Genomic DNA, 13695 nt, shown 5'->3' with positions numbered 1-13695 from the left:
GACACCTATAATCTGGAATGTTTCATCGCATTATTAGATGGATTGGCTTGGCGCGGCCTTATTGATCGGATGTCGCTTTGCTACGGGGCAGCATGCGGTTGATCAACAATGTCTCCCAAATGTCGTGTGTTTTTGAGCGCATCAATTCATGTCCGTCGCTTTGAGCCGGCGTTGCCAATTAAAAGTCGCTCCGATCACGCAGCGCGTGTTCGGGGAGCCTGATCAGCGACCATTTGGACTAAGCGATGGACAGATAGACGTCGCAATAGAAGGGGATGCCAATAGACGATAGTAGATTGAAATACTCAACTATTGCGTTTGCGTGGTTTCCACCTCTAAAGATCCTCTAGTCGATCCTTGCTCGCCAGGTCGCGAGTCCTAACTTTCCGATCGCGAATGGGCACCAGGCTGAGAAGCAGCTGGCTTGTTGATGAATTCTGGAGCGCCGATGTGAGTGTACTCGTGTGGGATCAACTAGCCGCTGAAAATTGGCTCTCACGACGGCGTCAATCGGCAACCACCGTGATCGATGCTCTTTTGGGCTGCGCCCGCGGGCAGAACATTACAGCACGTAGCGGAGTCTTCTTCGGTGAGAGTCCTCTAACATCAGCCGACGGTTTGTTATCCATGCCTCAACTCGGCTGCCCGGCGAACATTCAGCGTGAGCTTGCGCGAAAGGGCAGGGTGGTGGCCGACATTGACTCGTCCTCAAAGCCCACCAAGTGGCTCAGAGGGCGCCGCATTTGGGGTTGTGATGTCTTCGGTTAACTCCATGCTTCATCTAGGCCTAAATCTTCATGGCGCTGGTGGCCATTCCGCCGCGTGGCGCTGGCCGGGTACCAATCCAAGCGCCTTTTTCGATATCGAGCACTACGTCCGGGCTGCGAAGGTTGCAGAGCGTGGTCTGCTGGATGCTGTATTCCTTGCCGATACTCCCGCGATAAACTTCGAAATTACGCACCAGCCACCGCTGAATGGTCTCGAACCTACCCTCGTTCTTGCGGTGATTGCACGCGAAACGCAGCGGATTGGCCTGATCGCGACCGCGTCGACGACCTACAATGAACCATACAATCTCGCTCGGCGTTTCCAATCGCTCGATGTCATCAGCCGTGGCCGCGTGGCGTGGAACGCAGTCACGACGTCGAGCCCGGCTACGGTAGCAAACTTCGGCGGTCGAGAAGTCGGGCGAGCGGATCGCTACAGACGTGCTGAGGACTTCGTTGAAACCGTTCGTGCTCTCTGGCTGAGCTGGAGCGGCCAGATGGTCATCGCCGATCAGGCCGCGGGAGTTTATGCAGATCCGAGTCAATTCCGCCTGCTCGATCCCGATACTAATAGTTTCGGCGTCCGAGGCCCACTGACGCATCCCGCTTCGCTCCAAGGTCACCCAGTCATCGTTCAGGCGGGCGGTTCGGATCCCGGACTACGGCTAGGTGCCCGCAGTGCAGATGTCGTGTTTGCGGCAGCCGGGGACTTGACGACGGCTCTGCGGGAGGCAGAGCGCCTGCGTGCGCTCTCTCGGCAATTCGGCCGCCCTGCGGCTCCGCTCATCCTGCCGGGCCTTGTCACCTGTATCGGAGGCACCGAGGAAGAAGCGGCTCGTCGTAAAGAAAAGCTTGATGGACTGATCAATCTGGAGCGCGCCATCGGCGCCCTTGCACGAAGCATGGGTGTGGCGGTCGAGAAGCTCAGCCTCGAGAGGCCAATCCCGGAGGAGATTTTGCCTGATGCAGATCATGTTCCGTTTTCTGTCGGCCACCATCGCACGATTGAAGCTCTGGCGCGTCAAGGTCGGACGGTTCGCGAGATCATCAGCAGCGTTCAAGCTTTCGGCCACCGTTTGCTTGTGGGTGCACCCGAGCAGATCGCGGATTCGATTGAGGCATGGTTCCGCGCCGGTGCGGTCGATGGTTTCAATATCATTCCGGATGTTCTGACCGATGGCACTTCAGCGTTTGTCGACAATGTGGTTCCCATCCTGCAGAAGCGCGGGCTGTTTCGCAAAGAATATCTGGGACAGACTCTGAGAGAGCATTTCGGAATTTCTGTTCCTTTCGAACCGGCGCGAGCCACAGCTAGCTCACCGCTCTGACGCGTCCTCAACACCAAATCTCTGGAGCCCGGATATGCATTTATCGAATGCGCGGTCAACGAGGCGCTTCACCGGCAAGTTTAACCGTCAAGCAAGAACAGGGGCGGCTACCCTTGTTGTACTCTTGGGCCTGTCGCAATTGTCGCCCAGCGTTCATGCTCAGGAAGGAGGAGCCGGCAGCGTAAAGCGAGGAGGAGTCATTCGTTACGGGCATTTTCAAGAGCCTGCCTGCCTGTTCGGAGGATGGGTCCAACAATGGTATCTGCAACGCCAGTATAGCGATAATCTGGTTGCTCGCACCGAGGATGGCCAGATTGTGCCATGGCTAGCCGAGTCTTGGACCATCTCGGACGATAGAAAGGTGTACACATTCGAGATTAAGCCGAATGTAAAGTTCACCGACGAGACTGCGCTCGATGCGCAGGCCATCGCTGACAATATCAACGGATGGCTCAGCAATGACCCCGATCTTCGCAATCCGACTGCCGCTCCTTATCTCGGCGATAGCTTCGAATCGGCAATGGCAATTGCTCCTCTGAGGTTGCAGGTAAAATTGAAGGTGCCGTTCCAGCCCTTGCTGAACGTGTTCGCCCAATCCTCGCAAGGCATTCTCTCGCCATCGGCACTCAAACGCGGCCTTGCGGTCAATTGCGAGAACCCTGTCGGCTCAGGTCCATTCATTGTCGACAAGTGGCACCATGGGCGAGAAGTCACCTTCCGCCGCAATCCCGACTACAATTCGGCGCCGGCCACCGCCAAACATCAGGGGCCGGCTTACGTTGAAGGGATCAGTTGGAAGTTTCTGCCAGATCAGACTGTCCGATACGGCTCGCTGATCGCGGGGGAGACCGATGCCATATACGATATTCCGGCTGTCGCATGGAAGGACGCGAACTCCCGCTTTTCAGTATTGCGGCACCTGACCGGGGGCACGCCCCTGCGTCTCGCATTGTATACGGCCCGACCCCCATTTGACGACGTGCTCGTCCGCAAGGCCTTTGCCTATTCCACTGACCGAAAGGCCTCGGTCGACACATCCTTCCTCGGCTCTTTACCGTTTGAAGGCAACGGTGCGCTAAGTCAGAGCTCGCCGGAATACCTGCCTGAACTCGGAAAGTCCTATGGGTACGATATTCGGAAGGCCAATCAGCTACTTGATCAGGCGGGTTGGACTGAGCGCAATCCTGCGGGCGTTCGTGTCAAGAACGGTAGTCCGCTCATCGTGCGCATTTCCTATTCGTACGCGTTTCTCAAGCCCGATGGCGAGCAAGCTTTGCAAGTTATCCAGCAGCAGGCAAGGGCGGCCGGTTTTGACGTACGTCTTCAACCCACCAATCCGGCTGATTTCTTCGCCGGGAGAAACCTAGGGCCCAACGATTATGAGATCGTGCTTCTTTATTGGGTTGCACCCGGCGCTGAGATATTCCGAATTTCGTGGAAGCCGGACCAGAATGGCGAGCCCAATCGCTTCAATCCATCGCGCTTCCAGGATCCGACGCTTTGGGAGCTGATCCAAAAGGCGGAACAGGATTTCAATAGCTCTGAACGTACCGCCCTTTATCAGCAGGCGGAACGGAAGATCGTGGATGAGGCACCCGTTGTTGGCCTTACCGTGCTGGACGTAACTTTGGCGACCAAGCCCAGCCTAAAAGACGTGTGGCTGGACCATGGGTCAGTGGGCGAGCCCGTCTTCTATGACGCTCATTTCGACGATAAGAAATGACACCGTGAAGGTCGCAGCCCACAATCCGCTTGTTTGGTTCGCGCGCCGTATTTTATCCGGTGTGGCCGTCGTGTGGGCTGCAGCAACGTTTACGTTCCTAGTTCAGTGTTTGATGCCCGGCGATCGCGCGCAGATCGTCATCAATGTGAGAAGTGGCGACGTCGGGCCGGCAACTGCGGCCGAGCTCGCAACGATCAATGCGAAATATGGCTTTGATCAACCGCTCGCTGTTCAATACGGGAAATACGTATTGCGACTCCTGCATGGCGATCTTGGCGAATCATACCAGCAGCATCGATCCGTCGCGGCAATCATCACAGAACAGATTGGCCCCACCATTGTTCTGGCGATCGCCGCCCTGCTGATGGCTTGGGTTATTGCGATCTTGACCACTCTGTTGATCGCCGGCAGAGACAACATATGGTTGAAGCTGCTCAGCGGCGCGCAAATCTTCTTGGCAACCGCGCCGCCTTACTGGCTAGCTACAATTCTGCTCGTCATGTTCGCGGTAAACTTGCGCATTTTTCCAGTTGTCGGAGAAAGCTCGCCGATGGGACTCGTTCTGCCAGCACTTGCTCTGGCTCTCGAATTGTCCGGCTTTTTCGGACAAGTCGTTCTAAACGAGTTCACGCGCGTGCTCGAGCAGCCCTTCGTTACGTCCGCGCGGACACGAGGTATGAGTGATTTCGGTGTCAGGCTTCACCATGTCCTACGCCATGCTGCATTGCCCGGCGTAAGCTTATCAGGCTGGGCGCTCGGCAAGCTTCTTTCGGGGGCGATTTTGATAGAAATCGTTTTCGGCCGCCAAGGGCTGGGTGGAGTTCTTGTTGCCGCAACTTCCTCGCGAGACGTTCCGGTTGTCTCGGGAGCTGTATTGATCTCTGCGGGCCTGTTCGTCACTGTTAGTGTGATTGTCGACCTAACTTATCGGATGCTCGACCCGAGGATCAAGTTGACATGAGCATGCTCGCCGAAGTCACCGTGTCTCGGCCACTCAGAGGACTCCTGGCATTCGTCCGCCATGTTCCTCTCCGAGTTGCTGCCTCCCTTATTATCATTGGCTTCTTTGCTCTCGCGGCCATGATGCCAAAGGTGCTACAGACGCACGACCCGTTCGCTATTGATTTGAGATCGTCGCTGCAGTCTCCTTCGATCGCCCATTGGTTGGGGACAGATCAATTGGGCCGGGATCTTTACTCCCGATTACTCGAGGGGGCAGGCCAATCGCTTGCTATCGGACTTGGCGCGACCGCGCTAAGCATGTCCATTGCACTCATTCTCGGCGTCGCCGCCGCACTTTCTGCTGGCGTAGTCGACAGCATCCTCAGCCGGATTGTCGACGTGCTCTTCGCAATCCCCACGCTCTTGCTCGCCCTTGTGTTCGTGACCGTTTTTGGGCCGTCGGTATTGACTGAAGTCATAGCTGTTGGAATCGGCACAGCGCCAGGCTATGCGCGCATGATCAGGGGCCAGATGCTCTCCATCAAAGGAACAGGGTATGTGGAAGCCGCCAAGGCGCTGGGCCATCCATTTGCCCGTATCGTCTGGAGGCATATTCTTCCCAACGCCATGAACCCGCTGACAGCAATGATGACGATTGGCGTGGGTCAGGCCATTATCTGGGCCTCCGGCCTTGCCTTTCTAGGGCTTGGCGTCGCTCCCCCGGCTCCTGAATGGGGCGCGCTGCTCAATGCCGGGCGCAACTATGTGATCTACGCCTGGTGGCTGGAGATCATACCCGGTCTGGCCGCGACGGCGTTTGCCCTCAGCGTCACCATCGTCGGGCGCCATATACAGGACCGTCTGGAAGGAAAAAGCTGAATGTCGCAGGTTCGTCCCAAGCCTGTCTCGCAGCAGGCAGACCTTCTCACGGTCGATTCGCTGCGTGTTTCCTTCGGGCGCGAAATCGCGGAGAAAGCGGTTGTGCGCAGTATGTCCTTCTCCCTCCGACCGGGACGGTGCCTTGCGATCGTCGGTGAGTCCGGCTCGGGTAAGAGCGTAACTGCCCGGGCTCTCGTAGGCCTAGCTGGTCGCAACGCCGATGTCCATGCACGCCAGCTGAGCTTTGACGGGACGGACCTGATCGGCCTTAACGATCGTGGCTGGCGGCGCATTCGAGGCAATGAGATTGGCTTTGTATTACAGGATGCACTCGTCGCGCTTGATCCGCTTCGCCAGATCGGCAAAGAGATCGGTGAAGGCTTGCTCCTACATGGTGCGGTATCATCACGCGAGGAACTCGCGCAGCGCGTCATTGCTCTTCTTGAGCTCGTCGGTGTCCCTGAGCCCGAGACCAAAGCCCAGCAACTGCCACATCAATTATCCGGCGGCCAGCGTCAACGGGCTCTCATCGCTGCAGCACTTGCGCTTGATCCACGCGTCCTTATCGCCGACGAGCCGACTACCGCTCTCGACGTGGCCGCGCAAGCTCATGTGCTGGCACTGCTCGAGGAGACCAAAAAACGGGGCAAGGCTCTGATACTGATCAGTCACGATCTGGCCGTGGTCTCCCGCGTGGCGGATGAGATCCTCGTCATGCAACGAGGCGAGGTTGTCGAACGCGGCACCGCCGCCGAGTTATTCAAAGATCCGCGACACCCCTACACCCGTCAGCTGCTGGACGCCGTGCCATCAGGCCGGCCGCGCGGCTCACGACTGTCACCATCGACTATTGTGCGTTCGCCTGGCCGGCAAACGCAGCCCCCCGTGCAATCGCTGCCGAAAGCTTGTCCCATCCTGCTCCAAGCGACAAGTCTGGTGAAGCACTTCAAGGGCCCGGATGGCACTCTGCGGGCGGCCGTGGACGGCGTCTCCTTCGAACTGCGATCCGGCGAGACTTTGGGCATCGTCGGTGAATCTGGATCAGGAAAGTCAACGATGGCGCGCATGATCCTGGCGCTCGACGAGCCTGACGAGGGAGCCGTTCAGTTTGCAGGCCGGCCTTGGACCACGCTCGATGAACGCGAACGCCGGGCTCGGCGCCGATCCATATCGATCATCTACCAGGATCCTCTTGGCTCGTTTGATCCACGCTGGACTGTCGGACGCATCATATCCGACAGCCTCTCGAGCGACGTTGAGACACGGCGCAAGCGGCAGGAGCGCGTTATCGAGCTGCTCGATATGGTCGGACTCTCCCAAGCCTTGCTGGACCGACGGCCGCTCGAACTCTCCGGCGGTCAGCGCCAGCGCGTTGCGATCGCCCGCGCGATCGCACCGAATCCTGCCGTAATCGTCTGCGATGAACCGGTTTCGGCGCTCGACGTCTCGATCCAGGCCCAGGTCTTGGACCTGCTCGGCGATTTGAAGGACCACCTCGGCATAAGTTATCTCTTCATCTCGCATGATCTTAGTGTTGTTCGTCATATCAGCGATCGCGTCATAGTAATGCGCCGGGGAGGAATCGTCGATAGCGGCCCTACTGAAGAGATATTTCGTAATCCACTGTCTGAATATACCAAGAGCCTTATCGCCGCCATGCCGCGTCTTGTGCGCGAGCAAGAGATCGGTCAATCATCTACGATCCTTGAAGAGGGCATCGCATGAATGCCTTCGAATTCGATCATCTATCATAAAATCTCTATCTCCGATCGCGCGGGCATTCGCTTTTGCACTGCCGATTCGGTGACGATTGCGTGCCCGTTCATCGCTCGACTAGGACAGCTGTGGCAAGGGCTCCCATTTAGATGGACGGGCGGGCGCGCGGAGCAGGGCTAGCCGAGTTCGAGCGCTCGCTAGCGCATGATGTATTTACACGGAAACATAGCCTGAGTTTTTGAAGTAGTTGGTGCACTCCGCCTCGGAGAAAAGATCGAGGAGTTCACCAACCTTCCGCCAGGTTGCCTCGACGTCACGAGGCTCTGCGGCTCGCATGAGGTGTTTGAGTTTGGCGAAGACTTGCTCGATCGGGTTGAGGTCAGGGCTGTAGGGCGGCAGGAAGATACGGTGGGCGCCTCTGGCCCGGATAGCTTGGCGAGCCGCTTTGCCCTTGTGGCTGCCAAGATTGTCGAGAACGACGATCTCGCCCGGTGCGAGGGTGGGTGCCAACACCTTCTCGACGTACAGCGTGAAGAGTTCACCATTGATAGGGCCATCAATCACCCAAGGCGCACTGATCCGATCGTGACGCAGCGCCGCGATGAAGGTCATGGTCTTCCAATGGCCGAAAGGTGCAGATGCTTGGAGGCGCTGCCCACAAGGCCCCCAGCCGCGTAGCGGCGCCATGTTGGTCTTGATCCACGTCTCGTCGATAAAAACCAACCGTGCGACATCGATCCTGCCTTGATGCGCTTTCCAGCGGGTCCGCTTACGTGCGACGTCTGGGCGATCCTGCTCGGCTGGTAGAAGCGTTTTTTTTGAAGCTGAGCCCCTCGGCGTGAACAAAAGTCCACACCGCCCGCACGTCTGTCTTAATCCCCCGTGCAGCCAGCTCCTGCGTCAGCTTGCGCAAGGTGAATGGCCCCGAGCGAATGCGTTTGCGCAGCCAGTCGGCGTTGACATCCGACAGAACCCGCTTCTTGTGCCCGCCGATCTGGCCGGGCGCCAGGCCTCCGGTATCACGCCTTAGGTTCTTCCACTTCGTCACGCAGGAGGGGCTGATCTGTAGCGCCTCTGCGATCGAACGAACCGTCTCGCCCGCGTCAGCGCGAGCCAAGGCGCGTTCACGGATGTCTTCCGAATAGGGACGCGTCATCCATGCTGGCCTCCCCCACCCAGCATGGAGTTTGAATCAGAAATCGCCCCCTCTGGGAACCCCGATTCCAGTCAAAAACAACATGCTCTAACCGTGAGGTCGGCAATCGGCAAGTGTGCGATTGCAAGTCATCGATTGCGTGCGTGCAAGGGCTCGCGGCACTTGCTCGCCGGCAAACGAGCTCGCAATTTTCGCTTTCATGATGCGAACATGGTGCGGTCTCTGACAATGAGACCGTGTTTGTCAGGTTCAAAACATTCGGCGTCAATCATTTCGTGACGCCTATTCAGCCATTGATTGCGACTGATGCCGCTGGCACGGTCATTGCTATCGAAATGATGAAATGCCGACGCACGGCGTGCAGCACTGTCAACGGTCACGGTTCCGCTCGCAAGCCGTGGGGCCATTTCGAAAAAAAGCCGAAACTCGAATTCTTCGCATTCGGCTTTACGGAGAGCGATGTGGATTTGCCTACAAGAACCGACGAACCAAATCGCAGCTTCTGGACATATCGGCACGGTCAAACGACCGCTGCGTTGTCAGTGTTGCCGGTCTCGGTGAACAATCGCAGCGAGCGGCAGTGGGGACGCATGACGAGAATTCGGCTGACGTGCTCAAGCGTTGCGGCTGCGGGAGGCCACGGACGCAATAGGTGCCTCATCGACGCATCTTCACCGATTCGCCGACGAGTTCGCCACAATACTCGCATAGCGTACGTCCAAGGACGCCCAAAAAGAGGCCAATAATGGGCCCCCTCGTAATCAGGGCAATACGGAATCGTCCACATGTCGCAAACAATCGGTGCTGATAGCGAGTGCACCGCGCATGAGGGGGCAGAGCCCTGGTCAGAGTCGAAAACCAAACTTTCATCAGATGGCGAGTTTATCCGTTACTGGAGCCGAGCTGCCGATCGGCTTCGCGCAGTGGCCGCTGTCGGGAGGCGAACGGAGGAGGCGATCAGAAGGACTGGGATTGGTTTGCAGCTATCCTCCGAGAACTTTAACGGTCACGATCTCTCAGATTTCCCGTTGCGACGCTGTACCCTCAATCGTGCGCAGCTCTACGGAGCAAAGTTGGATCGGGCAGATCTTTCTGAGGCAAACCTTATCTGCCCGGGGCTAGAAAGGGCAAGTTTCCGCGGGGCCAAGCTCGATTTTGCGTATATGCACGCGATTGCAGCGCAGGTCTGCAATTTCGATGATGCTAGTCTGCGCAGTGTAATTGATGCAACCGGCAGTCTGTTTCACGGTTGCAGCATGAAAAGGACACGCTTTGACAACGCGATGCTCAGCGGAGTTCTCGTTTACCAGTGCGACGCGAGCGATGCTGTATTTGATGGCGCGGAATTACAGGGCTCGACCATCAATGAATGCTTCCTACCTTCCGCTTCCTTCCGCTTTGCCAAGCTGAGCCAAGTCACGATCACGAAGGCGCATCTGTCGGCTTGCTCGTTCTTTCAGTCAAAGGGGGACTGTTTATCGATCGTGCGTCCCACCTCGGTCGATGGTCTTGTCCTGGAAGGCGCTCATCTTCCGTATCTGAGACTCTCGAAGGTGAGCGGCCGCATTACGGCAAGAACCCTGAGCGCTCCATTCGCTGATCTTCACCTGTCAAATCTTTCGAGTGCGGAGCTTGAGCAGGCAGACTTGACGAAGGCGCGGCTTCTCTCCGTAAGCTTGTCCAACGCGAACCTAATCGGTGCTGTGTTGGACGGTGCCTCTATTCATTCCTGTCAGCTCGATGGAGCGGACCTGTCGAGGGCATCAGGCGAAAGCATTTCGATTACGGAGAGCACAATGCGAGCTGCCAAATTGACGGGCTTTCGTGGCCGCTGTGCCTTTGTGCGCGACTGCGATCTTGAACATGCAGATCTATCCCAGGCTTACCTCTACAGGGCGATGATGACCGGTGATCCCCCGCAATCAATGGCATTGGATCACGCAAACCTGGAAGGATCCAATCTCGTTCAGGCATATCTCGCCGCGGGAATGACCGACGCCAACCTGCAGGCAACGCGCGTCGCATACGTTCGCATGAACCAATCATCCTTGCGCGACGCGAACCTGAGTGGGATATCGCCGTTCCAGGCCAGCTTCGTAAAGGTCGACTTTTCGGGTGCCAAGATAACCACATTCGAGCCACCGTTTTTTGCCGACCGATGTCCGGGACTGCAGACCGCTTTGAAGGTTGATCAGCCGCGCGAGCCATCAAGCTATCTGGCTGAATTATCATCGTTGATCAGACGGGGTCGAGAAGGGTCAACCTGACTGCTTTGGAAACCTCAAATTGGTCCGGGGCTTAGAGCAGCTTGGTGCGGTGGTCCGAGATGTGAGCGGGCTTAAAGCTTTGGGGCTCGTTGGCGTGCTCGGCCAATACGACACCTAAGGCCGACTTCTGCGGTCCGACCGATCAGACCACGGCGTCCAAAAAAACTGGAGTAAGAAAATGCATCTGGGATGTCTTTCTGCAGGCAAAGCGTTCATCCGGGAGGTGGCGAGAACAGGTCAGACTATTGGGACGGTACACACTCTGGGCGCCCTGCATCTTGGGCATGCAGAATTGATCAGAAGAGCGGCATCGGAGAATGACGTCGGGATTGTCACAGTCTATCCGAACAAGATCCAGCTTAGACCGGGTGGGAGCTACGATTTCGATTTGGACGCTGATATTGGACTTGCCCTACGTGCGGGAGCAACGGCCGTGATTTCCTCGAACGACACGGAAATGTTCCCGCCTGGCTATCGAACGTTCGTATCGCAAGGCGACTATCATTTGCGTTTAGATGGGCCTGAGGCGTACTTGAAGGAAGCCGTTACGGGGGCAATCCGCTGGATTTGTTATGCGCGACCAACTCGCAGCTACTTCGGTCTTAAGGATATCGGTCAGGCGATCCTGGTGAAGCGCGCCGTCGCAGACTTGCTTCTTGATTGTGAGATACGATTTGTGCCGACCGTGAGATACAGGAACGGAGTGCCCATTTCGTCTCGCTTGCGACGATTTAGCCGATCCGAACTCGATGAGCTTTCGTGTCTCTTCACGGCACTCAACCATTCGAGGAAAGAGATCGCCCAAGGAGCGTCGAGCGTCAAGGATCTTGTCGCCTCAGCTAAAGCTCAAATAGCGTTCCGACAGTTTAAACTCGATTTTGTTCGCATTGTTGGCGCTGATAGCTTCGAAGACCTGGAGCACGTCCAGCTCCCATTCATAATTGTGGCAGCGGCAACGGCTCATGGCCTCAGGATCTTCGATAGTATCTACGTTCCGGATCAGGATACACTCCTGAATGGTCCTCCGGATATCTGGATTGATCTGCCTGAAATCTAGCCAGACGATTATGCATATCGTGATTTTGACAAAGTCGCCACTCTACGGGGGATCGCCCCTTCGGCGCTCGCCCGCCCGATACGCACAGCGCCCGGCCGCGCCTTAACGCAGCGCCTATCTTATGACTGTGCATTCGGCTTTGCGCTGCCCCGCTGCGCACAGCCATCGTCCCACTATCGGTAAAGCTCTCGCGATCCACTGAGTAGATCGACTTGAAAAGTCAATCCGAACTGGACTGCCCAACATGATAGGGTCGGCTAGCCGCACTTTGAGATAGTCTGCTTGTGCGGCCCATCGCAGCCAAACGCCACGGCAGCTCGAAACGGTGAATCGCGACCTTTGGATCCGTAAGCTCTCGACAGCAGAAACTGCGGAGATGATATGAAAAGGCGATTGGAAGATTATCGAGCTGACGACGCTTGTGTTATCCCGCTAAGCAATCTGGATGTAAGCGAGGCCAAGCGCTTTCAAGATGACAGCATATGGAGTTGCTTCGAGCGGTTGCGAAGGGAAGATCCCGTTCACTACTGTCAAGTTAGCCCTCATGGCCCGTATTGGTCCCTGACGAAATACCGGGATATCGTAGCGGTAGACACAAACCACAAAGCATTCTCATCCGAGCAAGGTGTCACTATCGTCGACGTGCCTGTCGAGCACTGGACCCAGAGTTTCATCAAGATGGGACCTCCCCAGCACGCCGAGCAGCGCAATACCGTGAGTCCGATAGTCGGACCGGAAAACCTGCAGAGACTCGAAAGCTTGATCCGTTCTCGGGTCAGGGCGATTCTAGACGGCTTGCCGCGCAATGATGCCTTCAATTGGGTGGAGATGGTCTCCATCGAGTTGACGACGCAGATGCTCGCCACGTTGTTCGACTTTCCATTTGAGGATCGGCGGCTCCTGACCTATTGGTCAGACGTAGCTGTTGGAACTCCGAAAGCAGGACATGCAATCGACAGCTGGGACAAGCGAAGCACCATCTTGTCCGAGTGCCTGGACTATTTCACGCGACTTTGGAACGAGCGCATCAATACAGAGCCGCGCCTCGACCTGATTTCCCTGATGGCGCACTCGCCCGCCACACGCCATATGAAGCCGAGCGAGTTTCTCGGGAATCTGATTCTGCTGATCGTGGGGGGGAATGACACCACGCGCAACTCGATTACCGGCGGCCTCCTGTTTATGAGTCAGTACCCCTCCGAACTGCGAAAACTAACCGACAATCCCAAGCTGGTCTCGAGCGCCGTGTCCGAGATTATTCGATACCAGACGCCGATCGCACATATGCGCCGCACGGCCGCGACCGATAGCATCGTAGGCGGGAAACAGATCAGGAAGGGCGACAAGGTCGTTATGTGGTACATCTCCGGCAACCGGGACGAAGAGATCATTGAGAACGCCAACAGTTTCGTCATCGACCGCAAGAATGTGCGGCAGCATCTCTCGTTCGGATTCGGCATCCATCGCTGTCTTGGTCGACATCTTGCGGAACTGCAGTTGAGAGTCCTCTGGGAAGAGATTTTGGGTGCGGGACTGGAGGTCAAGGTTGTCGGCGAACCCGAGCGAATTGCGTCAAACTTCGTGCACGGCTATTCCGCTCTCCCCGTGCGGATTGCGGCCTAGGCCCTGATCGCTCCGGTCTGGCAGCCGGCACGCGGTGGGGGTGGGCCCGTCTTGAACCATCTTCGCTTCTGCAAGCAGCGATGGTTTGATCGGCGCGAAACAATTGCTGCATGTCGGGTTCTATATCAACTGGTCAGATGTTTGAAGTGCTCGTGAGGAGCGATGGTGTAGCGCGCGGACGACTTGCAAAAGGGCCTGACGCCAAAAATCCAACCGCCACGGTAACTCCGATGTCGC

General features: G+C 56.9%; 10 protein-coding genes. 8 read left to right on the top strand and 2 right to left on the bottom strand.

The window, feature by feature from the left end; translation table 11 throughout:
- Positions 1-754 precede the first annotated feature (754 nt).
- Genes N2603_RS40155 through N2603_RS40135 form a run of 5 tightly spaced genes read left to right on the top strand, consistent with a single transcriptional unit; the run spans position 755 to position 7364 of the window.
- A complete protein-coding gene (locus N2603_RS40155; RefSeq protein ID WP_260386536.1) occupies positions 755-2095 on the top strand; it encodes an NtaA/DmoA family FMN-dependent monooxygenase in 1341 nt (446 codons plus the stop codon).
- A 34-nt stretch (positions 2096-2129) separates the two neighbouring features.
- Positions 2130-3818 carry an ABC transporter substrate-binding protein gene (locus N2603_RS40150; protein ID WP_260386535.1) on the top strand — a complete coding sequence of 563 codons (1689 nt, stop codon included), beginning with the start codon at positions 2130-2132 and terminating at the stop codon, positions 3816-3818.
- Between the two features lie 4 nt (positions 3819-3822).
- Positions 3823-4779, top strand: coding sequence for an ABC transporter permease (locus N2603_RS40145; protein WP_260386534.1), 957 nt, complete (start codon positions 3823-3825; stop codon positions 4777-4779).
- Positions 4776-5639, top strand: coding sequence for an ABC transporter permease (locus N2603_RS40140; protein WP_260386533.1), 864 nt, complete (start codon positions 4776-4778; stop codon positions 5637-5639). The genes N2603_RS40145 and N2603_RS40140 overlap by 4 nt, the downstream gene beginning before the upstream one ends.
- Positions 5640-7364, top strand: coding sequence for a dipeptide ABC transporter ATP-binding protein (locus tag N2603_RS40135; RefSeq protein WP_260386532.1), 1725 nt, complete (start codon positions 5640-5642; stop codon positions 7362-7364).
- A 204-nt stretch (positions 7365-7568) separates the two neighbouring features.
- On the opposite strand, the gene N2603_RS40130 is transcribed toward N2603_RS40135, so the two are convergent.
- Positions 7569-8511 (bottom strand): IS630 family transposase gene (locus tag N2603_RS40130; protein ID WP_260386531.1). Its coding sequence is split into 2 segments (ribosomal slippage): positions 7569-8174 and positions 8176-8511, totalling 942 coding nucleotides; the frame shifts between segments, so codons are not numbered across the junction.
- A 197-nt stretch (positions 8512-8708) separates the two neighbouring features.
- Positions 8709-8891 carry a hypothetical protein gene (locus N2603_RS40125; protein WP_260386530.1) on the bottom strand — a complete coding sequence of 61 codons (183 nt, stop codon included), beginning with the start codon at positions 8889-8891 and terminating at the stop codon, positions 8709-8711.
- A gap of 405 nt (positions 8892-9296) precedes the next feature.
- Between N2603_RS40125 and N2603_RS40120 the strand changes: the two genes are divergently transcribed.
- The 3 genes from N2603_RS40120 (at position 9297) to N2603_RS40110 (ending at position 13458) form a co-directional block, all read left to right on the top strand.
- A complete protein-coding gene (locus N2603_RS40120) occupies positions 9297-10778 on the top strand; it encodes a pentapeptide repeat-containing protein (RefSeq protein WP_260386529.1) in 1482 nt (493 codons plus the stop codon).
- 178 nt (positions 10779-10956) lie between these two features.
- Entirely contained in the window at positions 10957-11835 is an 879-nt protein-coding gene (locus N2603_RS40115) for a pantoate--beta-alanine ligase (protein ID WP_260386528.1), read from the top strand.
- 381 nt (positions 11836-12216) lie between these two features.
- A complete protein-coding gene (locus tag N2603_RS40110; protein WP_260386527.1) occupies positions 12217-13458 on the top strand; it encodes a cytochrome P450 in 1242 nt (413 codons plus the stop codon).
- Positions 13459-13695 lie beyond the last annotated feature (237 nt).

This window comes from Bradyrhizobium huanghuaihaiense, from assembly GCF_025200885.1.
Taxonomy (GTDB): domain Bacteria; phylum Pseudomonadota; class Alphaproteobacteria; order Rhizobiales; family Xanthobacteraceae; genus Bradyrhizobium; species Bradyrhizobium huanghuaihaiense.
Note: the sequence above shows the minus strand (reverse complement) of the source record. Positions and strands in the feature narration are given on the sequence as shown.